Consider the following 23,262-nt stretch of genomic DNA (forward strand, 5'->3'; position numbering starts at 1 on the left):
CCCGGATAATAACGACACCGCGCTCCAAGACAGTTACCTGCCCTCCCGTACATGTCATCAACACGACTCTCTAGACGGTCGGTTTTGGCGCTCGCAGGCGCGGGCCTGACCAGCGGGTGCGTCCGGCAGCTCGAATCGACGGTCTCGCGCGACGAGCGGACGCCGTTTTCGCTCTCTATCAAGACCGTTCCCGCGGACACCGACGCGACGGCGACGAGGCTCGCCCGCTACCTCGCCACCCGCCTCCAGACGGTCGGCGTCGCGGCCACCGTGGTCCCGATGAGCCGGGAGGAGCTCCTCCGCGACGTGCTCTCGAACCACGACTTCGATATCTACGTCTCCCGGCTGCTGCTCCGGCGCGACCCGGACTTCCTCCGTCCCCTGCTCCACTCTCGCTACGGCCCGGGACGCGGCTGGCAAAACCCGTTCGGATACGGCGACCTGTCGTTGGACTCGCTTCTGGAGCGACAGCGGACCGAGACGGGTTCCGTCCGCGCCGCGACGCTCGCGGAGATTCAACGGCGCGTCGTGGAGGCCCAACCGTTCACGCCCGTCGCGGCCCCGCGCCCGGCTCAGGCGACTCGGCCGGTGCGGGTCGACTGGCCGGACGGCGTTGGAATCCACAGCCTCACGGGATATCTCGGTGCCAGGGCTGTCACCACCACGGCGACCGCCTCGCGAACCGAGTCGGCGGTCACGTCGTCGTCGACGCCCGCACCGACCTCGACGTCCGCGACGACGACCGACGAACCGGCCCCGGAAAACGAACTCCGCATGACGATCGGCGACTCGCGTCCGACGGAGAACCTCAACCCGCTTTCGACGCCGTTTCGGTCGGACGGGACGCTCCTCGACCTCGTCTACGACTCGTTGGGTCGTCCGGTCTACGACCGGATGCGGCCGTGGATGGCCGCGTCGTGGGTGTGGGCCGACGGGGACGAGACGACGCTTTCGGTCCGGCTCCGCGACGACCTCGCGTGGCACGACGGCGAGCCGATAACGGCGGCGGACGTGGCGTTCACCTTCCGGTTCATCTCCGACACGGCGCTCGGCTCGCTCGACCAGCCGGTCCCGTCGCCGCGATACCGCGGTCGCGCCTCGCTCGTCGAGTCGGTCGACGCCGCGTCCGACCGCGAGGTGACGATTCGATTCGGCGACGTGAGCGAACCGGCCGCGGCGCGGGCGCTGACGATTCCGGTGCTCCCTGCGCACGTCTGGGAACCGTTCGCCCGCCCGACGAGCGTCTCGTGGCTCGACGGGGGCACCGTCACCGAGGCGCTCGTCCGGAACAACCTCGAACCGGTCGGAAGCGGACCGCTTCGCGTGACGGGAACGACGGCCAGAGAGTCGGTTTCGATGGAACCGTTCGAGGACCACTTCCTCGCCGACGACGCGCTCGACGGCCGACTGTCCCGGTTCGACGGCGGCTTCTCGTTCGACTCGCTTCGGTTCGACGTCGTTCCCTCCGACGGCGCCGCCGTCGAACTGCTCGCGACCGACGCCGTCGACGCGACGGCGAACTCGCTGTCGGCCGATTCGAGGGCGGCCGCGGCGGACGAACCCGGAATCTCCGTTCGCACCAGCCGGCCCGAGTGGTGCTATCACGTCGGCTACAACCACCGACGGCCGCCGTTCATGAACCCCCGGTTCCGACGGGCGGTCGCCCGGCTCGTCGACCGCGAGTTCCTCGTGGATTCGGTGTTCGACGGCGAGACCGAACCGGCGTCGTCACCGCTGGTCGCGACGACGTACGTCCCAGCGGGTGATGCGTGGGACGAGGCCGTGTCCGAACTCGAGTTCGTCGGCGACTCGGGGACCGGCACGCTCGACGCGGAGCGAGCGCGGTCGGTGTTCGAAGACGCGGGATACGCCTACTCGGGCGACGGCGACCTCCTCATTCAAGAATGATTTCCGCTCAATCCTCGATAGGCTTCTCACCGCTCGTCGCGGTTCTCGCTCGCGTGCTCGGCGGTGCAGCTGTCGCGTTGGCGCTCGCAACGCTCGCTATCGTCGGACCGTCGCGTCTCGCGGCGGCGTACGGGTCGGGGAGCGACCGCTTGCGCGAGGCCGCGCCGTACCTCGGCCTGCTGGCGGTCGTTCTCCTCGTGAACAAGGTCGCCCGCGGCGTCGGCCCGGAAGTGTCGTGGGCGTTGGGATGGAACGCCACCGGCGTCATCTATGCTATCGAGGGGAACTTCGTCCAGCACGTTCAGTCGCTCGCGACGCCGGCGCTCACCGCCGTCCTCTCGACCGTGTACCTCTCGGGATACGTCTTCCTTCTCATGTTCCCGTTCGTCGCGTACTTCGTGGCGGCCGACGAGCGACCGCTGAAACTCACCGCGGTCACGTACGCGGCGAACTACGCCATCGGACTGACATGCTACGTCCTGTTTATCTCCTACGGTCCCCGTAACCTCCTGCCGGGACAGGTCGAGTCGCTTCTGTACAGCACCTACCCGCAGACGCAGATACTCACCGGCGAGGTGAACGTGAACACGAACGTGTTCCCGTCGCTTCACACGTCGCTTTCGGTCTCGGCGGCGGCGATTGCGATTCGGACGCGGGAGACGTACCCCGCGTGGGCCGTCGTCGCGTCGGTGCTCGCCGCCGCGGTCGCGTTCTCGACGATGTACCTCGGGATTCACTGGGGGACCGACGTCGTCGCCGGCGTCGTCCTCGGAGTCGGAAGCGTCGCGTTCGGCGATTGGCTCGTCGGCCGCCAGTCCGCCGACGCGTAACCCTTACCGCCCGGATAATAAGGTCCGGCCGGTTCCTGTGGTCGGTCGTGAGCGCCATCATTACACTTCGAATCCCGGCGTCAGCGTTCGTTCTCGATGATGTCCTCTCACGCAGTTCCATCACCGAGGCGCGTCTGGTTCGCTCCGTGCAACTCGATGGGCCCACGCTCTCGCCGCTGCTGTGGGTCCGGAGTGACGACCCAGCGCAGATTGCGTCGTCGCTTCGAGACGACCCGAGCGTCGGGTCGGTCGCACCGTTCGCCCCGTCGTCCCACGGCGGCGTCTACCGTCTGAGCCTCAGGCCGCTCGCAGACGAGTTCATGCAACTGTTCGTCGACGGCGGCCTCAGCGTTCTCGACGCCCACGGCCGAGACGGTGAGTGGGTGGTCCGCGTCTTCGCCCACGACCGCGATTCGATCGGGTCGCTTGGCGACGGATGGCGACGCACCGGAACGGAGTTCGACGTCGAACGGCTTCGGTCGCCCGAGAACCTCGAGGACCCGACGCGGTTCGGGCTGACCGACCGGCAGTACCGCACCCTCGTCACCGCGTTCCGACAGGGGTACTACAGCGTCCCCCGCGATTCGGGTATAAGGGAGCTCTCGAACGCGTTCGGTGTCACCCACCAGGCGACCTCGCAGCGACTCCGACGCGGTCACGAGAGGTTGATTCGGAGGGCGCTCGTCGAGCGGCCGCCACCGAGCCTCCCTTATTAGGCGCTTGCACTTGCAACCGATAAGACGAGGGGTCTAGCCGAGATAGCAACTGTTGGAACGAGTACTCGGTGCGAACGACAGAGCCGGACGCTGTGACCCCTCGCTGCGCAGTCGGTCCCTCGGTCCGACCGCGCCGCTGTTCTGTCGGTTCCGGGACCCTGCACGTCCCATCGGTTGCGTCCCCCGTCCCGGCGCTTCCACCGCCGTCGAACGCTCGGTACGACGGATACTCGTTCCCGCCCTCGACATCGACGAGCCGCCGGCTATCCGGCGACCGAACCATCCGGGTACCGTTACCGCAATCTATGACACAGAACGCATCCCTAACCACGTTGGTAACACGTACAAAAAGATGAGGCACAGATAGTGAGCTATGGCGGACCGCAGTAACGATGACACCTACTTGGCCGGGACCGCGGCGGGCACCGCCGGAGCGGGAGGTGGTGCGCTCGGGTATCGACGAGCCATCGCCTCGCGTTTCGCGGCCTGCTGGCACGCGTTCGTCCGTCTCGTTGTGTCCCTCTCGACCCGCTCCGGCCGCAGAAACGGTGGGCAACCGACCACTGATTCGGTGGACGCGTCCCCGTATTCAGAGAGACACGCGTCGTCCGACTCCGAGGCGAATCACGGGCTTCTCGGCGTCGACCCCGAACTGCTCAACTCCGAGCGCCGAATCCTTCAACTGCTCATCGTCGCGGGTGGGCGACTGCCGCAGTCGCAGCTGGTCGAGCGGACGCGGTGGTCCGACTCGACTATCAGCCGAACGCTGTGTCGGATGGAGACGCAGGGGCGAATCGAGCGCTTCCAACTCGGGTCGGGGAAGTGCGTCGTCCTCCCGCAGGACGACGAGTAGCCGATTCGACCGCTCGGTCGACTCGCCGTGGAGCGTGCCGTGAGGACACGTCCCCGCGCACAGACGCGACGAGGACGCCGACGTGAGACTCGATGGCGGACCGGGCGAAGTCCCACCGTCGCGATTCACAGCGCGAGCGTGACCGTCCCGAACAGCATGAACAGGAACACGAGCTGGCGCGCTCGGGCGTACGACGGTCCGACGCGGTTCACGTGCCCCAGACCCGACGTGACGACCGCGAGGCCGACGAACAGTGCGCTCACCGCGGCGAACTCTCCCGTGAGCATCGGCTACCGGACCTCCTCTGGGGTCGCGGTTGGCGTCTCTGTCCCGCTTGTTACGTGTCCACGAGGCATGGTCGTGGATTGTGCGCATCGGCATATCCTTATTCAGGCTGTAACTGACACGGAAAAGACCGCAAACTCATAATATTTTGTTGTCATTTACTCGGGTTTTCTGCGGTCGACTCGGCGTCGGCCGGCGTTACAGCCCCGGTAAACCGAGCGAAATAGTGCCGCGAGACGAACCGTTCGACTTCCCAAGGATTCGCTGGCGTCACTCTTCGGTGAGGGTGCGGTAGCCGAAGAAGAGGACGACGAACACGGCGGGGACGAGGGCGAAAGACGTGTCTAGTGGGCTCACGCTCGATGCGGTGACGGCGACGCCGGCGACGCCAACCAAGATGACACCGAAGTTCACTAACCGTTTTCGCGAGACCGTCACTCGGTCGCCAGTCGACTCGGGCGCGACCGAACCTCGGTCCGTGCCTCCTGCGTTATCGAGAGTCGAACCCGGGTCTATCCCGGTCGATGTGCGAATCGCGTGGGCCGCCTCGTGGGTCGGCGCGAAGACGCGCCCGGTCTCGCGGTGGAAGACGAGACGACCGTCGGCGTCGAGTCGCGGCAGGTCGAAGTCGAAGAGCACGCTGTGTATCTCCTCGTCCGTCGGGACCATCCCGTCCGTCTCGTCTTGGAACCACTCCGAGAGCGCGACGGTCAGCTCGCCGACGGTGTACGGCGTCTCGGAACGCTCGTTCACGAGCGAAACGATGGTGTCCCGTCGTCGAGATTCGGCGACACCGCCGAGGCCGGGTCTGTCGTCGAGTGATGGTCCCGGTTGCTCTCCTGTGTCGTCGGGACCTCCCGGTGCCCACGATGGTGCCATTGACGTGCTCGACTATGTAATCTATAAAAATAAAACTACGTGTCCCGTCCCACTGAATCGCTGGAATCGACGCTTCAGTGGCGCTGTGGGCTTATCTAAACCATAATAATGGGTTCCTGGTGTCTGGCACTCGACAGCGGTCGCAGGACCGCAGGACATGCTATGAGACGCACACACCCAAGCGACTATCGACGCGACTGTTCGGCGCTTCACGGCGCGGCGGCTCCGACGAGCGGAGGACGACGCCGATGACTGGAGACATCAGTATCGCCTCCCCGGTTCTCGGTGACGAAGAACTCGACCGCATCGAGTCCGTCGTCGAGTCGGGGATGATCGCGGACGGTCCCGAGGTACGGACGTTCGAGTCCGAGTTCGCGAACTACTGCGACGCCGACCACGGCGTGGCCACGTCGAACGGGACTACCGCGCTCCACACGGCGCTCGAAGCGGTCGGCGTCGGCCCCGGCGACCGCGTCCTGACGACGCCCTTTTCGTTCGTCGCGACGGCGAACGCGATTCGATTCGCCGGTGCCGAGCCGGTGTTCGCGGACATCGACCCCGAGACGTTCAACCTCGACCCCGAGCGGGTCGAAGCGACCCTCGAATCGCTCGACTCGGACGTGCAGGCGATGGTCGTCGTCCACCTCTACGGCCTCCCAGCGCCGATGGACGAACTCCGTGACATCGCGGACGACTACGACGTGGCTCTCGTCGAAGACGCGGCGCAGGCCCACGGTGCCGAGTACTTCGGCACGCCGGTCGGGTCGCTCGGCGACGCCGCGAGCTTCTCGTTTTATCCGACGAAGAACATGACCACCGGCGAAGGTGGGATGGTCGTCACCGACGACGAGACCGTCGCACAGAACGCCGCGAGCTTCGTCAATCACGGCCGGGAGACCGACGGGTACCGTCACGTCTCGCTCGGTCACAACTTCCGGATGACGAGCGTCGCGGCCGCGATGGGTCGCGCCCAACTCGAACGCCTCCCCGGTTTCATCGAGAACCGTCGCTCGAACGCGGCGCGACTCGACGAGCTGTTGGCCGACACGGACGCGGCGACGCCGACGGTCCCCGACGGGTTCGACCACTCGTACCACCAGTACACGATTCGGGTCGGCAACCGCGACTCGGTCGTCGAACAGCTGGACGAACGCGGCATCGGGTGCGGGATTTACTACCCGCGGTGCATCCACGACCAGCCCGCCTACGACTTCCTCGACGTGCGTGCGCCCGTCGCCGAGCGGGTCGCAGAGCAGGCCCTCTCCATCCCGGTACACCCAAGCCTCACCGAAGCGGAGGTCGAGCGAGTTGGGACCGTCCTCCGAGACGAGGTCACCATCGTCCCTCCGGCCGGCGCTCGCGCGTCCGCCGTGGAGGCGTCCGATGACTGACGACACCGTCGCGGCCGGCGTCATCGGCGTCGGGAGCATGGGACAGAACCACGCCCGGGTGTACGACGAACTGGGCGACACGGCGCTCGTCGGCGTCTTCGACGTCGACGGCGACCGGGCCGAGTCCGTCGCGAACGACTACGGGACGACCGCGCGGTCGATGGACGACCTCCTCGACGCGGCGGACATCGTCTCCGTCGTCGTGCCGACGCAGTTCCACTACGAGAACGCGAAGCGCGCCCTCGAATCGGACGTTCACGTCCTCGTCGAGAAACCGTTCGTCGAAGACCCCGAGAACGGACAGGAACTCGTCGACATCGCCGACGAGCGGGACCTCGTGTTGCAGGTCGGTCACATCGAGCGGTTCAACCCGGCGGTTCGCGCCCTCCGCGACCTCGTCGACGACCTCGACATCCACGCGGTCTCGACCGAGCGACTCGGGCCGCCCGTCGACCGCGCCATCGACGACACGGTCGTGATGGACCTGATGATTCACGACCTCGACATCGTCCTCGACATCGTCGACGGCGCGGTCGACTCGTACGACGCCGTGGGAACGCCGGACTGCAGCCACGCGAACGCGAACCTCGCGTTCGACTCCGGAGTGACGGCGTCGCTCACGACGAGCCGCGTCACCCAAGAGAAAGTCCGCGGCCTCACCATCTCGGCGGCCGACTGCCGCGTGAAGATCGACTACATCGAACAGAACATCGAGATTCACCGCTCGTCGGTCCCCTCGTACATCGACGACGAGTCGCTCGTCCGCCACCGCCACGAGAACTTCGTGGAGACGCTCGCGGTCGAACAGGTCGAGCCCCTACAGAGCGAACTGCGGTCGTTCGCGAACGCCGCCTCGACCGGTACGGAGCCCGTCGTGGACGGCGAGCAGGGGCTTCGGGTGTTGAAGCTGACGAAGGAACTCGACGAGGCTGCACGAGAAACCCTCGACGGCGGGGCCCGACTGACCTCCACGGTCGACTGAAACACGAGCTTTATCGGGCTTATCACGTGCCTTTGCTGGATCAACAATCGGGTTTTCGCTGAATTGCTATCGGGCGCTTCTCGACTGTTGTCAAATAGGCAACAAAGCCGCTGTCTTGCGATTATACGCCGGTGAAACGGTCTGAAACAGTCACTAAACTGCTGCAATATGCCTTGATTCCGGTCGGGTTTTCACAACAGTTCGGAAAATCCGGGACGGTGTTGACGCTTTATTTGGGGCCACAGTAACGGTTGGAGCGAGCATGACCACTCAAGTGAACGGTACCGAAAGCGCGCTCATCGACCAGCATACGAATGCGGCCGAGCAGAACACGGAACTTGGGAAAGACGAGATATACCACCTGCTCCAGAACGAGCGCCGTCGGAAGGTTCTCGAATACCTGCGCGACCGCGAAGGACCGGTTCAGATGCGGGACATCGCGGAGCAGGTCGCCGCGTGGGAGCACGATACGACCGTTCAGGCGTTGATGTCCGACCAGCGCCAGCGCGTCTATATCGCCCTCTACCAAGCGCACCTCCCGAAACTCGACGAAGAGGGCGTCATCGACTACAATCAGAGCAGGGGTATCGTCGAGAAGACGCCCCTCGCAAACGAGCTCGCGGCGCACCTCGAACTCCCCGACGATGACGACGACGAGACGGACGTCGAGTCCGAGCGACCGTGGGGGGCGTACTATCTCTCCGTCTCGGGGCTGAGTACGCTCTTTATCGGTGCATCCGGACTCGGACTCTTCGGGTTCGGCTCCATCCCTCACCTCCTCGTCGCGCTCGCGGTCATGAGCGTCTACACGGCGCTCACGTTCTGGCAGGTTCTCGACAATTTTGAGACGGGCGACGAGGAATAACGCTCTTCGAGTTCTATCGCGCAACGTACGCCGTTCGTCTGGTTCCGACCTAAGTACCCGCTATATCGAGGGTGATTTACCGGTCTCTCGACTCGAACTATCCAGATAGGTAGCTACTGCCCAGCTGTCATAACAGGCCGTGAGATTCATATTGTTGAACTAGAATCATCGATACAGCGCAAAATTGGCCCCAATGATTTCAGACGTGCGCCCTCTTCGTTCGCGAGCACTCGGTGGAGTCTCTCAATGGTCTCCCGCGAGCCGAGCGAACGTCACGTCGCCCCCGAGCCGACGCGCCCGAATCGAGGTGACTCTCCGATAACCATGTCGTATGCCCGCGTGGTGTTCGTTCTGGTCGCGCTCGTTCTCACGGGCGCGGTCCTTCCCGCACCGGTGATGGCGATGGACGAAGAGACGACCGCACCGGTGATGGCAATGGACGAAGAGACGACCAACGAAACGTCCATCGAAGGGGCGTTCACGAACACGGTTCCGGTCGACCGGTCGCGGGAGTCGACGTTCCTCTGGGCGTCCGAAAGCAACACGCTATCGGTCGAGTTCGACGCCCCGAACGAGTCGAACATCTACGAGGTGTGTGTGAGAAACGAGAGCGGCTACCGGGTCGACTGCACCGATAAGGGCATCTCGTCCGGCACGCAGACCGTCGAGTTCTCGTACGAATCCCTCTCGGAGTTCGAGGGCTCGAGCAACGTCTCCGTCGTCCTCTGGAACAGTTTCCCGGGGCAGTCAGAGCAGATTGCCAGCGACACGGTCAATATCACGATACTCCAGAAAGATGGCGACGTCGACGGCGACAAACTCAGCAACGCGAACGAACTGTCCAACAACACCTCGATGTTCCTTATGGACACGGATAAGGACAGCCTCCAAGACGGGGCCGAGGTGAAAAATTACGGGACGTCCCCGACGGACCCGGACACGGACGGCGACGGACTGAACGACGCGGCCGAACTGTCGAACTCGCTGGACCCGACGGACCCCGACACGGACGGTGACGGCATCCCCGACGGCGTCGAGATGCGACTCGGGACGCCGCCGAACGACAGCACCGCCGACACGGACGGCGACGGACTGGACGACGGGTACGAGTACGAACACGGGACCGACCCCGTCGACCCCGACACGGACGGCGACGGGCTGAACGACGGGCTAGAGCGGAAGCTCGGAACGGAGCCCACCGACGGCAGCACGACTCCGATGCTCGTGTTCACCGGCGGGACGCTGCTCGGAGTCGTCGCCGTCGGCGGCCGCTGGTTCCTCGCCTCGTCGAAGTACCAGCTCGAAGCACCGGTGTCCGCGCCGCAACTGTTCGAGCCGGCCGGGGCCGAAACGGACGACGGAGACGACGAATCGGACTCGCCATCGACGCCGCCGGAGTTCGACCGAGACGAACTCCAGCAGTCGTCACAGCCCGTCTTGACCGACGAGGACAAAGTCATTCAACTGCTCCGCGACAACGGCGGCTGGGTCTACCAGAGTAAAATCGTCGAGCAGACGGGCTGGTCGAAATCGAAGGTCAGCCGACTGCTTTCGAGCATGGACGAGTTCGGAACGGTGGAGAAGATCTCTGTCGGCCGACAGAACATCGTCGCCGAAGAGGGGTCGATGCCCGAGGGTGCGGGGTCGCCGTTCGACGAGTGACCCCTCGCGGTCGTCTCGTCGTTTCGACTCGGTTTTCCCCGGCTTCCACCCCGCGTTACGCGCTCACTCTGTTCTGAACGCCTCTGACGACGCTGTAGACGAGACCGGGGAGCTGCGCCGGCCCGGGTGTCGAGCCCGCGCGCAGGTACGCCAGTCCCGCGTCGAACCGTCCCTCGCGGAGGTACTGCGCGGCGAGCGCGTACTGGTGGGTGCCGGTGACGTCGTAGCCGCGGGTCTCTAACTCGACGACCTCCTCGGCGAACGTCTTGAGGAAGTGCGCGTTGGCCCGCCGGACGGCGTCCGCGCTCGGTCCGCCGGAGGGGTACCGCCGCAACAGGGGTTCGTCGACGTAGGCGAGTTTTCCCTCCTTCAGGACGCGGATGAGGAACTCCGTGTCCTGGTAGCGGTCGAACGACTCGTCGAACCCGCCGATTCGCTCGACCACCTCGGACTCGACGACGAGCGTCGAGCCCGCGCTGGTGTGGAGGTTCTCCATGAGAATCTCCTTGATGAGTTCCTCGCCGCCTTCCGCCCCTTCTCGGGAGTCGTGTGTTCCGAGGACGGACTTGACGCGCTCCACGAGCGGGTTGGCGTCCGCGTCGTCGAGAATCACCGTCCCGCAGTAGGCGGCGACCCACTCGTCGGACCGTCGTTCGAGCGTCTCGACCTGCCGTTCGAGCTTCGTCTGCGCCCACTCGTCGTCGGAGTCGAGGAGCGCGACGTAGTCGCCGGTCGCGACCTCGATTCCGGTGTTCCGGGCGGCGCTTCCCCCCTGATTCGTCTCGTGGACGAGGTAGTTCACTCTCGGGTCGTCGTAGGCGGTGACGACCGACGCTGTGTCGTCCGTGGAGGCGTCGTCGACGACGATGACCTCAACGTCCGACAGCGTCTGGTCGAGCGCGCTGTCGATGGCGCGCGGGATATCGTCCGCGCGGTTGTACGTGGGAATGATGACGCTCACTGTCGGCATCGGGTATCGCCTCTTACTCTCCGTCGGGGGCGCATTATTATCGAGCAGGTAACGCGCGGGTCGGTGGCGCGCTTACCTATCGCATAATAATGCCCGGCTGGGCTGACTCCGGAATATGGACGTCCGCGAACTCCACGACCACAGCACGCGTGTTCTCGACGAGATAGCTCGGTCAGTCGTCGTGGACCGAGCCGTCCTCCGGCGCATCCTCACCGGAGCGCTCTCGCAGGGACACGTTCTGCTCGAAGACGTTCCCGGCACGGGAAAGACGCTGACCGCGCAGAGCTTCGCCACGGCGCTCGGCCTCTCGTTTAGCCGAATCCAGTTCACGCCGGACCTCCTCCCCGCCGACGTGACCGGGACGTACGTGTTCGACGAGCGAGACCGGTCGTTCGAGTTCAGCGAGGGCCCGCTGTTCGCGAACGTCGTCCTCGCCGACGAGATTAACCGCGCCTCGCCGAAGACGCAGGCCGCGCTCCTCGAAGCGATGGCCGAGGGGCAGGTGACCGTCGACGGCGAGACGCACCCGCTCCCGGACCCGTTTTTCGTCATCGCCACGCAGAACCCGGTCGAACAGGGAGAGGGAACGTTCCCCCTGCCCGAAGCGCAGAAAGACCGGTTTCTCGTCAAAGACAGCCTCGGCTACCCGGACGAGGAGGGCGAACTGGAACTGCTCGACCGCCGCGACGCGCGCGACGAGCCCACGCCGACGGTCTCTTCGGTCCTCTCGACGGACCGCGTCCGCGAGATGCAGCGCGTTCCGGAGACGGTCCGCGTCGACGGCGAAATAAAACAGTACATCGTCGACATCGTTCGCGCGACCCGGGAGAACCCCCGCGTCGCGGTCGGCGTCTCGCCGCGCGGCTGTCAGCGGCTGTTCGAGGTCGTCCGCGCGACGGCCGCGGTCCACGGCCGGAGCTTCGTCATTCCGGACGACGTGAAAGCCGTCGTCCACGCGACGGTCGCCCACCGAATCGTTCCGACCGCCGAGGCGACGGTCGACAACGTCGAGCGGAGCCAACTCGTCGACGACGTGCTCGCCGAAGTCTCCGTCCCGACGGTCAGTCGTGCAGAGCGAGCGTGAGGAAGACCAAGGCGACGAGCATGAACGCGACCGCGTGAAGCGGCAGACCGGGTGTCCCGAGGTCGCGAACGACGAGCCCGGTACCGACCGCGACGCCCCCGACGAGCGCCGTCCCGCCGAAGTGCGCCATCTCGACGGTCCACGTCTTCGCCTCCCGTCCGAGTTGCTCGCCCACCGTTATCGAGTTCTCCGCGGCGTCCCACGAGACGACGAGCGCCGCACATGCGACGAGCAGGGCCACGGCGTCGGCCGTCTGGAACAGCCCGCCGGCGACGACAGCCAAGAGGACCGACGCGCAGCCGAGTTTACTCAGTCCGCGCGACCCGGCTCCGCGAAGGGGAAGCACGCCGAGACCGAGACAGAGCAGGCCGAAGAGTCCGAGCCCGGACTCGATGAGCTGTGACTGACCGGTGGCGCTCGATACGGCGAGGCCCGCACCGCCCGTCGCGACGAGGACGCCGACGAGTAGCCCGGCAGCCCCGAGCAGTCGCTGTCCCGTTCGGAACCGGTGTGCGCTCTCGATAGCGAGGACGAGGCCGACCACGGCGACGAACGTCCCGGTCGACGCGCCGGTGTTCACGAGCGAGACGGACAGCGCGACGGCGAACAACGACAGCGCCGCGCTGAACCGCGCCGGCCGTCTGGTTATCTCTCCGTTCACGTCCGAACCCCCCGCTGTGCGTCGATTGCGAGCGCGAGCGGGTCGTCGAGCGACCAATCGATGACGGGGATACCGACCTGCCGGAGCGCCCGCAACCGATTCCGGCGCTCTGCGGCCGCCAAGCGCTCGCCGGGCGTCTCGTTCGCCGTCGCGTCCGGGGAGACGACCGTGACCGCGTGGCCGTGCCCGTCGAACCGGCGCGCAACTTCGACGGCGGCGTCGTCGCAGAGCGGCGAGACGAAGAGAAGCTGCGTCTGTTCGCCGAGCCGACCGAGGTACGATTCGACCTGTTCGTCGACGGGGTCGTCCGTGTCCGTCGGACTCGCGGTGAACGCCGAGTACCTCGAAAGCAGTTTCCGCAACCGGAGCCGGTGTTCCCGCCCCGCACCCGGCGCTCGGAAGCAGTCTTCGGCCGAGAGCGCGGCGAGGCCGACGTGGTTCCGGCCGTTCAGCAGGGCAGTCGTCAACTGGGTCGCGGCGGACGCCCCGGCGTCGACGGCGTGCGTCTCCCCGGGCGGGCCCCTGTAGGCGACCGCCCGCGCGTCGACGAGGACGAGGATTGACGCCGCTTGCTCTTCCCTGAAGTCGACGGTCGTCAACTCACCCGAAGCGGCGTACCGCTTCCAGTCGATTTGGCTGACCGGGTCGCCGCGGCGGTACGACCGCGTCTGTTGAAACTCGATGCCCGACCCCGTCCCGTTCGCGGCGACGCTGCCGACGGTGTCGAGCGTCTGTGACCGACGCGGCGGCTTCGTAATCTCGGTCGTGCAGTCGAGTTCCGTCTCGTCCGCGGCGCGCACGTCGAGTTCGACCTCCCTGTCGCCGCTGGGGTCGCGGACGATGGCGGTCGCGTCGTCGAACGCGTGCCGCCCGCGCTCGGCTTCGACGGCGTACGAGAACGTCCGCGTCTCACCGGGTCGGAGCACCATCCCGCGCCTCGCCGGGCCGTCCGTGACGGAGAGCGCCGGGGGGACGCCGTCGACGACCCGGCAGTCGTACAGCGTCTCGTCGCCCTCGTTCGTCACCGCGACTTCGATTTCGACCTCGTCGCCGCTCGCCGGTGAGGCGGTGTCGACCCGGCGGTCGAGGGACAGATTCGGCGTCGGCATCGGGACGGTCCGGTGGTACGCCGCGAAGACGACGCCGACCGTCGAGAGCAAGAGGAGTTCCTGTCGCTTCGCCAGTAGCCCGGCGGCCGCGACGACGAGCGCGACGGCGACGACGCCGCGCCAGCGGTTCGTCTGTTGTGGCGTCGTCACCGTCCCGTCCCCCCATCGACCGCGTAGACGGCCTCGGCGGTCCGCCGGGCGCGGAACTCAGCGGGCGTCTGTCGTCGCCGAAGCGCGGCGACCGCGGTGGCGAGCGTCGACCGTTTCGGACTCCCGAGGAACGACGCCGCCTCGGCGTCGTCGGTCCACTCGCCGCGTCGAACGAGCTGACGCGCGCGGCTTCGACCGCAGTTCCGCTCGCGCATCACCGCCTCGACGGCCGCTGTTCGGAGTCGCGTTTTCACTCGCTGTCGGGCGCTGTCGCCGAGAACGGGCGTCCGATAGTCCCATCCCCGAACCGTCTCGTCGAACTCGCGCCCCGCGGGCGGGACCCGAGCGGGGACCTCCGGGTCCGGCGTGTCGGCCTGCTGCAGTTCGCTCTCCCGGCCGGAGGCGATGACCGGCAGCGACGCGAGCAGCGCGACTCCCGAGAGCGCGGCCACGAGGACGTAGTCGCCGCCCGCCTCGGAGACGAGTGCCGTCACCGGGAGGGCCGTCCCGCGTGCGACCGTTCCGACGGCGAGACAGCCGAGTCCGAGGAGGCCGAACAGTATCTTTCGGCGGTTCACGACTGGTCTCGCCCCCCGGATGGTCCGAGCCGTTCGAGACACTCCCTCGCGCGCCGGCGTCGGTCTTCGGTCACGGGCGCGCCGCCGTACCTGACTTCTTCGAACAGCTCCGTGAGCGACCACACCGAGTTCGCGTCGGCCCCGTTCTCGCGGGCGATTGCCGCCCGCTCTCGCGGCGTGAGCAACTGACGGTCGTCGAGCCGGAGGCGCTCGACCATCTCGTACCACGCTTCGGTGACCTCGTTCTGCGGTTCGGGCGGCGCGTCGAACCCGCCTTCGGCGCGTTCTTCCGCCGGAGACTCGCCCCCGCGGAAGCGGGCGACCATCGGCGACAGTCGCGCCGCGATGCGGTCTCGATACCGAGCGACGAGCGCGAGGGCGACCACCGCGACGACTCCGACGACCAGTTCGACGAGGCGCGAGAGGAGCGCGAGCAGGGCGTCGATGAGCGCCTCTAGCCTGTCTCGCTCGCCTGGCGTCTCTTTCGACCCCTCAGATTGGTCGTGCTGGGCGTCCGAACTGTCTGTCGAACTGTCGGACGTGGAGTCGTCGTTCCCGTCGTCCGGACCGCTCGCGCTAGACTGTCCCGACTGTGACGACTGTTCGCCGCCGTGTTCCTGCTGGCTCGGGTTGTCCGTCAGCGTCTGGTATTCGCGCTTGATGTCGTTGGCGTCGCCCTTGTCGAGCGGCAGCGAGGAGTAGTCGAGGTCAATCGCCTCGCTCGGCGAAGAGTCGACCGCCGATTCGAGGGACCCGGCCGCCGACCCGACGGCGAACAGACACACGAGAGCCAGTCCGAGCGTGACGAGCGCGTCACTGTCCATCCGACCGACCTCCGCGGGTGTCGAGGCGTATCACGATGGGTGTAGACCCGCCCCCGCTCATACTAATTATCCGCCCGATAAGCCGCCGCTACGTAGTCGATAATAACGGTGGGTGGCTGTGATGTCTCGTTCGAGTTCGAGATGGAAATCCCATCCAATACACTGAAACGTGCGAGTATCGCCCTCCTCGTCGCGCTCTTGATGACGACAGCGGGTTGTTCGTCATTCGCGGGCGGCGACGCGGGAGACACGACCGCGGCGAACGAAACCGCCGAAACGACGGAGACGACGGCGTCCGACGTCGAGGGCACCGCGAACGACACGGCGTCTTCGAACGACGCGACGGCCGCGGAGACGACGGCCGCGGACGCGACGAACGAGTCGTCGGATTCCGACTCCGACAACCACTCACACAGCCACGACTCGGCGGCGAACACCAGTAACGAGTCGTCGGTCGACGCGGCGTACACCGGGCAGATGGCCGTCGTGGTCGCCGGCGAGCGCGTGAGTCTCACGGAGGACCTCGATGAGGACGCGCCGGTTCACATGACCGACGTCGATTCGTGGCACACCAACGAGAGCACGACGCTCGCGGAGGCGCTCGAGGCGGCCGACGTCAACGCCACCGAGTCGTCGCTGACCTACGACGGCGAGACCTACGAGGAGTCGAACAACGGCACGAAACTCATCTACCGCGTCGACAGCCACGAGGTCGACCCCGAATCGTACACGCTCGAATCGGACGATAAGGTGTGGGTGCTGGTCGTGAGCGACGACTCGAACGTCACCACTCCCGGCGAGTACATCCCGCCGGAACAGCTCCACGTCCACGGGACCATCGACTTCACCGTCGACGGTGAACGGCTCGACTTCAGCCGCGACAAGTACCAACAGGCGGGTCACAACGACCACTTCCACTTCGAGGGCGGTCACGCGAACCCGTGGCACGCGCACTCGGCGCACGTCACGCTCGCCTACGGCATGTCCACGCTCGACGGCATCAACATGACCGACGAGGGCGTCACCTACAACGGAACGACCTACGCGTACGACGGTGACGGTGACAACGCGACTGCGAACGTCACCGTCAACGGCGAGTCCGTCGACCCGACCGACTACTACCTCAAGAACGGCGACTCGGTCTCTATCGAGATAGCGTCTTCCGACTAATCTCCCGCGTTCGTTTATTTATGTACACGAATCACCGAACAGCAGGCGGTCTACGACCGATACGCCGTTGGTCCCCGCGCGTCGCGCTGGCGAGGAAGCCCGGCGAGAGCGACGCCGACGGGTGGTGTGAATGAAGCGGAACATGGTCACCGCGTTCCTCTCTATCTTCGGGGGGCGCATCTTCATCGTGCTGTCCTCGGTGGTGCTCACGCCGCTTCTCATCACGACGCTCGGGTTCGAACTGTACGGTCGCTACGGCACGCTCACCGCGGTCTTCGGCATCTCGACTATCTTGATGAGTTCCGGCATCAACAGCGGTGCCCGGAAGTTCCTCGCCGAAGACCGCTCGATTTCGGACTGGCAGACCCACGTCTTCGGCTACTACTTCCGCCTCGGGACGGTCCTCGCGGTGCTGACCGCGCTCGCCTTCGCCGCCGCCGCGCGGTTCGGTATCGTCACCCGGTTCCTCGGCCCCGAGTACGTCGTCGGCTTCTACGGCCTCGCCGGACTCACCATCGCGACGCAGTTCCGCGAGTACGCCCGCCGGTCCCTGATGGGGCTCAAACAGGAGCACCTCTCGGAGCCGCTTCGGGTGTTCAACAAGGTCGGAACCCGGCTCGCGCTCATCGGCATCGCCTACCTCGGGTACGAAATCGGGGGGCTGATGGTCGGCCTCATCGTCGTCAACAGCCTCGTCGCGCTCCTCGCGTTGTGGTGGGTCCGCAAGAACGTCTCGCTTCGCGGCATCTTCAGCACGACGCCGCGCGGCTTTCCGACGAAGGAGCTGTTCAGTTTCAACCACCTCTCGGTGGTCTACATGCTGTTTCTCACGTCGATGTACCACGTCGACGTGCTGATGCTGGCGTCCCACGTCACGGAGACGCGCGTCGGTTACTACAAGTCCGCGCTGGTCATCAGCCAGTTCCTCTGGGTCATCCCCCGCTCGATTCAGTCGATGCTCGTGCAGTCCGTCTCGGACCTGTGGGCGGACGAACGAATCGACCAGATAAACGAAATCGCCTCCCGCGTCACCCGATACGGGATGCTCGTCATCGTCCTCCTGTCGCTCGGGCTGGCGGCGCTCGCGAAGGACTTCGTCCCGCTGTACCTCGGTTCGGGGTCGATGCCCGTCGTCACGCCGCTTCTCATCCTGCTCCCGGGGACTATCGGCTTCGCGGTCGTTCGGCCCATCCTCGCAATCAGCCACGCGAAGGCTGATATGAAGCCGCTCATCGCGGCGACCGGTGCCGCGGCGGTTCTGAACATCGTCTTGAACGTGATTCTCATCCCGCGTCACGGCATTCTCGGGGCCGCCGTGGCGACGACCATCGGGTACTCCTCGCTTCCGGTGTTCAATCTCGCCAGCGCGCGCTACCTCGGGTTCAAGCCGTTTTCCGACGCCCGACTCGTGCGAGTGCTCGCGACGGGGTTCATCTCCGGGGTGCCCATCTTCTTGCTCTCGATGACCATCGAGAGCAGTCTCCTCGCGCTGGTCGTCGTCCCGATTATCGGCCTCCTTGTCTTCGTGACGGTGGCGTTCGTGGTCGGAGCCGTGGACGCCGACGAGGCGCTGGACCTGCTGAGTTCGCTCCCCGACCCGGTCGGTTCCCGCGCCACCGCGATACGCGCCCGTCGCGGCGGTAGCAGCGGCAACGCCGGGAGTCCGGCGTGGGGCGACGAGTCCTGGACCGACCGACACAAAAACACGCTGCAACGCGTTCTTCTCGTCGCCGGTATCCTGCTTTCGCTCTCCGGCGTCGCGCTCGCCGTCGGCGTCCCGAGCGTCGGCATCGCTCCCTCGGTCGACGGCGACTCGCCGGTGCCGCAGGTGAACAACACCACGCCGGTCACCGACACGCCGATGCCGACGACCGACACGCCGGTGACGACGACGGCGACCGAGACGGTCACGCAGACGACCGAGACGGCGACGACGACGAACACGACCAGTCCGCCGTCGAACACGACGACGACCGAGTCGGACGACGGCGGCGGCTGGCTCTGGGGCGGTGACGACGACGCTGACGACGACGGCGATGATAGCGACGACCAGACGACGACCGCGTCGCCGACAGCGACGGAGACGCCGACGAACAACACGACGACAGCGACAGAGACACCGTCGAACAACACGACGACCACCTCGACGGCACCCACCACTTCGACGACCACCTCATCGCCGACGACTACCTCGACATCGACAGCGACGGAGACGCCGTCGGACAACACGACGACGACGACGGCGACGACTACCTCGTCACCGACGACGACGGACACGACGACCACGACAACGTCTGAGACGACAACCACGACCGATACGGTCACGACAACGACCACAGACACGACGACGACGGCGGCGAACACAACCACGACCGAGACAACGAGCACGGATACGACGACCACAACGACGAATACGACCACGACCACAGACACCGCGACAACCTCCACGGACACGACCACGACGGACACGTCCACGACCACGACGGACACGACCACGACCGAGACGACGACATCGAATACGACCGACAGCGGGTCGATGCTTCTGATGGCGCAACCGCTTTCGGCGGTCGAGTGGCTCGATTTGCAGTCGCCTCCGCTCGGCGGGTCGCCGTGGTTCCACTCGGTTCTGTTCGTCGGAATCGTGGCGCTCGCCGGTCGAAGCGCGCGCTAACGGGCTGTCTCGTCTCCCGGTCGATGACTTCTGTTGGCGGCCGCAGTCGCCGGCCACTTTTCGAGAACCGTGCCGAACTCGGCGCGTCCCCCGGCCGGCGCGATTCGGGAATCGGAATGATAATATACTAACAGGTTGGTTCCCTTAGCGTGAACCGACGGTCATTACTCGCGACGCTGGGTCTCGGTTCCATCTCTGCGTTAAGTGGCTGTCTCAATCTCGAAGGCGTCGATGGCGGCGTCCTCACGGTGATGCACGTGTCGTCGTCCGAGTTCCCAGACGTCGTTCCGTCCTCCGACGAGCGACTCTCCGACGAACCGTTGCTCCAGCGAGCGCTCGACCGCGTGACGCAAGACGAGGCTCGCGGCGTGATGGACTTCCGATTGGATAGAAGCGAGTACCGGTCCGTCGCAGACGCGCTGGAGACGCTCCCGTACTACGACCGAACGGAGGGTGAGCTATCGATTCCGTCCGGTTTCTACGTTCGTCACGACGGCTTCGTCTACCGCCTCGCGTACAGACCGATGTGTTCGGAGACTCCGCTCGTCTCGTCCGAAAACCCCCGACACCGATGCTGGACGTCGGTCCCCGAAGGGACGACCACGCTGTAGGAACGTTCGACTCCGTGGATTCGACAGCGCGCGTCGCCGAATCGAGACAGCGTACTGCGTTCGTTACTGTGTTAGTCGCCGGCGGCCGAGACCAAAGAAAGGAATGACTGGCCGTTCTCCGCCGTTTCTCCGGTGCTTACCGCGCGGCTGCGACGGTCTGTGTTTCGTTTTCGTCGAGGACCTCGACGTAGAGGTCGGCGATGTCCTCGCAGACGTTCTCCCACGTGCACTCGTTCGCGTACGCCTGAATGGCGTCCGCGTCCCACCGCTTGTGGAGGGCATCGACGACGGCGTCGGCGAGTTCGTCGTGCGACTCCGGTCCCTCGACGAGGGTGCCGTAGTCGTCGCTCGTGACGACTTCTTCGCTCCCGCCGTTTTTCGTGGCGACGACGGGCGTCCCGCAGGCCATCGCCTCCAGTTGGACGACGCCGAAGCTCTCGCTGTAGCTCGGGAGGACGAACACGTCGGCCGCGTTCATCCAGTCGTTGAGCGTCTCCGAGTCGACGTAGCCGAGCAGGTCGGTCCGGTCGTCGATACCGAGTTCGCCCGCGAGGGATTCGAGTTCGTCGCGCATGCCGCCCTGCCCGCCGATGACGAGCCGCGCCTCCGGTTCGGACGCGTGAACCCGCGTCATCGCTCGCATCAGGTGTTGGAAGCCCTTCCGTGGTTTCAGCGTCCCGAGCGCGAACACGACGGGCGTGTCGTCGTCGACGCCGAGTCGTTCGCGGGCCGCGGCGGCGGAGACGCGCTCGAACGCGTCGGTGTCGTAGCCGTTCGGAATGTGGACCACGTCGTCGTTGTAGGCGTCCAGTTTCGAGCGGTCGCGTCGGTTGACGCGAACGAGCCGGTCGGCATCGGTCCACGCCCGCTTCAGCCGGGCGTTGTCGGAGGTGAGCTGCGTTTCGAACCAGTCTCTGTTGGCGTGGACGGTGAGGACGTACGGGATACCGAGTTCCTCCTTCAGGCGCGCGCCCACGTACCCCGAGGTCCACGTCATGTGGCAGTGAATCAGGTCGAACGAGACGGGGTGGTCCGCCAGTTTCTTGCGGACTTTCCGGGCGTGTTGCTGTCCGAGGAGGTGCTCGCGCTGCGCGTCGACCGGGAGGTACAAAAGCGGGGTCTCGATGACGTGCACGTTGTCCGGCACGTTCGTCGTGGCGATTTTGGCGTCTTTTCCGAACCCTTCACCGCCGCTCACGGGGAGGCGAGACGCTACGTCGGCGAACCAGTTGTACCTGACGCAGACGGTGACGGAGTCGAAGTACTCCGCGAGCACGTCGACTTGCGACTTGACGAAGTGTTTGTAGCCGTGTGAGACGACGAGGAGGTCCTTGTCGGCCAGTCGGTCGTGGTCCATGCGTTACCCGCAGTTGCGTACCGACCCCCATGATTATCGGGTCGGTAAGGTCCGCTCGTCTCAGACGGGTGGCAGTTCGGTGTTGTCGACGACGAACCCCTCCGCGCCGCCGTCGATGTAGCCGCCGTAGAGCACCGAGTCCATGACGACCACGTCGGTCCCCTGCGAGTACAGCTTCATGGCTTGCCGTCCGCCGAGGGACCGCGCGGTGATGCCGTCGAAGCGCGTCCGGTTGCCCTTGTTGATGAAGGGGTGGTGCGTCGCCTCGTAGGTCCCGCCGACGAACAGGGCGTCGTCCGCGAGAATCTCGGCGCAGCGACGGTAGCTCTCGCCGGGTTGGTGGACGGTCAGGTTCTCGAACCGGGCGTTCGCGCGCTCGACGCGAATCGCCTCACGCTGGCCGTCGCCGGGTGCCGAGCCGGTGATGGTGACGTTCTTGACGAGCACCATCGGGTCCTCCGGGGCGTTTTCGCCCTGGAGGTAGATGGCGAAGTTCGACCCGTGGATGTCGATGGTCGTGTCGAGGACTTCGAGGCGACCCGCGCCAGGGGTCACCTGAATGCCGCGCGCACAGCCCTCGTCGTCGTTGAGGACGATGCTGCAGTTCTCGATGACCGAGGTCTGTGCGTCGTCGAGGACGCGAATGGCGTTCTCCGCGGAGCCCGTGACCTCGATGGTGGTGTCTTCGATGCGGAGGTCGGCCCCGTCGTCGAGGCGGATACCGCGCTGGCTGATGCCGGGGACGAGTTCGTCGATGACGACCGTCGCGCCGCGGATACTGCTGCCGTACCCTTTGAGTCGAATCGACGAGACGGTGCTGTTCTTGTACGTCCCGCCCTCCACGTGGACGACGCCTTTCGACCCCGAGACGTACAGCCCGTTGTCCGGGAACCGACCGAGTTCGCAGTCGACGAAGCGGAGCGTCCCCGCGCTGTTCGGGTCGATGAGTATCCCGGTTGGGCCGAGGTTGATGTCGCCGATGGTGTCTTCGGTGAACGCCGCGCCGTCGGGCGCGCTGAACCGCTCGACGGTCCCGGTCCCGTTGGCGGTGGTCACGCTGAACAGCGCCGGACCGAGGGTCCCGGTGTCGTGTTCGCCCGCGATAGTGATGTCGCGGACTTCGAGCCCGTCCGTGACGTAGGCCTCGACGGCCCGAATCCCGGTCTGCGGGGCGGTGAAATCGAACGTGAACCCCTCGAAGAGGAGGTCCTTGCCGGGGGCGTAGATGACGCCGAGCCGGAAGAATCGGGCCGCACCGGTAAACTCGCCTTCGGTGACGACGTTGCTGTCGATGGCGTCGATTCGGCCGTGCGTGAGCGTCGCGTTCGGCCCGTAGAACCCGAGGTTCTCGAACCCGGTCTTTCGGAGTTGCCTGTGCATCAGGTATCGCCCCTCCGGGAAGACAAGGAGCGTGTCGTCCGCGACGTGCCGCGAGAGCACGTCGTCGATGGGTTCGATGCCCTTCGGGTCGGCCCCCGCATCGACGACGTTGACGACGTTCGAGAACCGGTCGAGGTACGCCTGCGGAACGTCGACGCTCATCGCGTTCGCCTCGACGCTGTTGACGGGGTGCGACAGGTAGCTTCCGACCGCGAGGGTGCCGACGGCTCCGAGGAGATACGAGCGCCGCGTGAGCTTCGGGTCGCGGGAGTCATTGGCGTCGGTGTCGTCAGATTGCGTGAATCTCATACAACCGAGAACGTCGT

General features: G+C 65.9%; 21 protein-coding genes. 12 read left to right on the plus strand and 9 right to left on the minus strand.

The window, feature by feature from the left end:
* Positions 1–51 precede the first annotated feature (51 nt).
* From BN984_RS17825 to BN984_RS20020, 4 genes are all read left to right on the plus strand, one after another.
* Positions 52–1,908, plus strand: a complete 1,857-nt coding sequence (locus BN984_RS17825; protein WP_244877487.1) for an ABC transporter substrate-binding protein — start codon at positions 52–54, stop codon at positions 1,906–1,908.
* A complete protein-coding gene (locus BN984_RS17830) occupies positions 1,905–2,738 on the plus strand; it encodes a phosphatase PAP2 family protein (RefSeq protein WP_049968912.1) in 834 nt (277 codons plus the stop codon). The genes BN984_RS17825 and BN984_RS17830 overlap by 4 nt, the downstream gene beginning before the upstream one ends.
* A 146-nt stretch (positions 2,739–2,884) precedes the next feature.
* Entirely contained in the window at positions 2,885–3,454 is a 570-nt protein-coding gene (locus tag BN984_RS17835; RefSeq protein ID WP_004977928.1) for a helix-turn-helix domain-containing protein, read from the plus strand.
* 373 nt (positions 3,455–3,827) lie between these two features.
* Entirely contained in the window at positions 3,828–4,307 is a 480-nt protein-coding gene (locus BN984_RS20020; RefSeq protein WP_233517303.1) for a helix-turn-helix transcriptional regulator, read from the plus strand.
* Positions 4,308–4,432: 125 nt separating this feature from the next.
* Here the strand turns inward: BN984_RS20020 and BN984_RS19515 are convergent, their stop codons facing one another.
* A complete protein-coding gene (locus BN984_RS19515) occupies positions 4,433–4,594 on the minus strand; it encodes a hypothetical protein (protein WP_156037901.1) in 162 nt (53 codons plus the stop codon).
* A gap of 268 nt (positions 4,595–4,862) precedes the next feature.
* Positions 4,863–5,471: a hypothetical protein gene (locus BN984_RS17845; protein WP_049968913.1), complete on the minus strand. Its 609-nt coding sequence runs from the start codon at positions 5,469–5,471 to the stop codon at positions 4,863–4,865.
* Between the two features lie 248 nt (positions 5,472–5,719).
* On the opposite strand from BN984_RS17845, the gene BN984_RS17850 reads away from it, so the two are divergent.
* The 4 genes from BN984_RS17850 (at position 5,720) to BN984_RS17865 (ending at position 10,371) form a co-directional block, all read left to right on the plus strand.
* Complete coding sequence (locus BN984_RS17850; RefSeq protein ID WP_049968914.1) at positions 5,720–6,862, plus strand: DegT/DnrJ/EryC1/StrS family aminotransferase; 1,143 nt, start codon at positions 5,720–5,722, stop codon at positions 6,860–6,862.
* Positions 6,855–7,844: a Gfo/Idh/MocA family protein gene (locus BN984_RS17855; protein ID WP_008094247.1), complete on the plus strand. Its 990-nt coding sequence runs from the start codon at positions 6,855–6,857 to the stop codon at positions 7,842–7,844. Before BN984_RS17850 ends, BN984_RS17855 begins: the two co-directional genes overlap by 8 nt.
* Positions 7,845–8,106: 262 nt before the next feature.
* The gene (locus BN984_RS17860) at positions 8,107–8,709 is read left to right on the plus strand and encodes a DUF7344 domain-containing protein (protein ID WP_049905289.1); all 603 of its coding nucleotides are present in this window, start codon (positions 8,107–8,109) and stop codon (positions 8,707–8,709) included.
* Positions 8,710–9,033: 324 nt separating this feature from the next.
* Complete coding sequence (locus BN984_RS17865) at positions 9,034–10,371, plus strand: helix-turn-helix transcriptional regulator (RefSeq protein WP_004977915.1); 1,338 nt, start codon at positions 9,034–9,036, stop codon at positions 10,369–10,371.
* A 55-nt stretch (positions 10,372–10,426) separates the two neighbouring features.
* Here BN984_RS17865 and BN984_RS17870 read toward each other — a convergent pair whose 3' ends face one another.
* Positions 10,427–11,341, minus strand: coding sequence for a glycosyltransferase family 2 protein (locus tag BN984_RS17870; protein WP_049913484.1), 915 nt, complete (start codon positions 11,339–11,341; stop codon positions 10,427–10,429).
* Between the two features lie 115 nt (positions 11,342–11,456).
* Between BN984_RS17870 and BN984_RS17875 the strand changes: the two genes are divergently transcribed.
* Entirely contained in the window at positions 11,457–12,425 is a 969-nt protein-coding gene (locus tag BN984_RS17875) for an AAA family ATPase (RefSeq protein WP_008094252.1), read from the plus strand.
* On the opposite strand, the gene BN984_RS17880 is transcribed toward BN984_RS17875, so the two are convergent.
* From BN984_RS17880 to BN984_RS17895, 4 genes are read right to left on the minus strand one after another with little or no spacing between them, the layout of a single operon-like run.
* Positions 12,403–13,086 carry a DUF7519 family protein gene (locus BN984_RS17880; protein ID WP_049968915.1) on the minus strand — a complete coding sequence of 228 codons (684 nt, stop codon included), beginning with the start codon at positions 13,084–13,086 and terminating at the stop codon, positions 12,403–12,405. The two genes, BN984_RS17875 and BN984_RS17880, sit on opposite strands and share 23 nt — an antisense overlap.
* Complete coding sequence (locus tag BN984_RS17885) at positions 13,083–14,345, minus strand: DUF58 domain-containing protein (RefSeq protein WP_049968916.1); 1,263 nt, start codon at positions 14,343–14,345, stop codon at positions 13,083–13,085. The genes BN984_RS17880 and BN984_RS17885 overlap by 4 nt, the downstream gene beginning before the upstream one ends.
* Positions 14,342–14,923: a DUF7269 family protein gene (locus BN984_RS17890; protein WP_049968917.1), complete on the minus strand. Its 582-nt coding sequence runs from the start codon at positions 14,921–14,923 to the stop codon at positions 14,342–14,344. The genes BN984_RS17885 and BN984_RS17890 overlap by 4 nt, the downstream gene beginning before the upstream one ends.
* Positions 14,920–15,747, minus strand: coding sequence for a DUF4129 domain-containing protein (locus tag BN984_RS17895; protein WP_008094260.1), 828 nt, complete (start codon positions 15,745–15,747; stop codon positions 14,920–14,922). Before BN984_RS17895 ends, BN984_RS17890 begins: the two co-directional genes overlap by 4 nt.
* Before the next feature lie 141 nt (positions 15,748–15,888).
* Here BN984_RS17895 and BN984_RS17900 point away from each other — a divergent pair, with 141 nt between their 5' ends.
* The 3 genes from BN984_RS17900 to BN984_RS17910 all read left to right on the plus strand — a co-directional run bounded on the left by BN984_RS17900 (position 15,889) and on the right by BN984_RS17910 (position 20,199).
* Positions 15,889–16,917, plus strand: coding sequence for a hypothetical protein (locus BN984_RS17900; protein ID WP_008094262.1), 1,029 nt, complete (start codon positions 15,889–15,891; stop codon positions 16,915–16,917).
* A 130-nt stretch (positions 16,918–17,047) separates the two neighbouring features.
* Complete coding sequence (locus tag BN984_RS17905; RefSeq protein WP_181950724.1) at positions 17,048–19,588, plus strand: oligosaccharide flippase family protein; 2,541 nt, start codon at positions 17,048–17,050, stop codon at positions 19,586–19,588.
* A gap of 149 nt (positions 19,589–19,737) precedes the next feature.
* On the plus strand, positions 19,738–20,199 hold the full coding sequence (locus BN984_RS17910) for a hypothetical protein (RefSeq protein WP_115828319.1): 462 nt from the start codon (positions 19,738–19,740) through the stop codon (positions 20,197–20,199).
* A gap of 136 nt (positions 20,200–20,335) precedes the next feature.
* Here BN984_RS17910 and BN984_RS17915 read toward each other — a convergent pair whose 3' ends face one another.
* Positions 20,336–21,556, minus strand: coding sequence for a glycosyltransferase (locus BN984_RS17915; protein ID WP_049968919.1), 1,221 nt, complete (start codon positions 21,554–21,556; stop codon positions 20,336–20,338).
* A gap of 60 nt (positions 21,557–21,616) precedes the next feature.
* A complete protein-coding gene (locus BN984_RS17920) occupies positions 21,617–23,245 on the minus strand; it encodes a right-handed parallel beta-helix repeat-containing protein (protein WP_049968920.1) in 1,629 nt (542 codons plus the stop codon).
* Positions 23,246–23,262 lie beyond the last annotated feature (17 nt).

The organism is Haloferax prahovense, assembly GCF_000723845.1.
GTDB lineage: Archaea > Halobacteriota > Halobacteria > Halobacteriales > Haloferacaceae > Haloferax > Haloferax prahovense.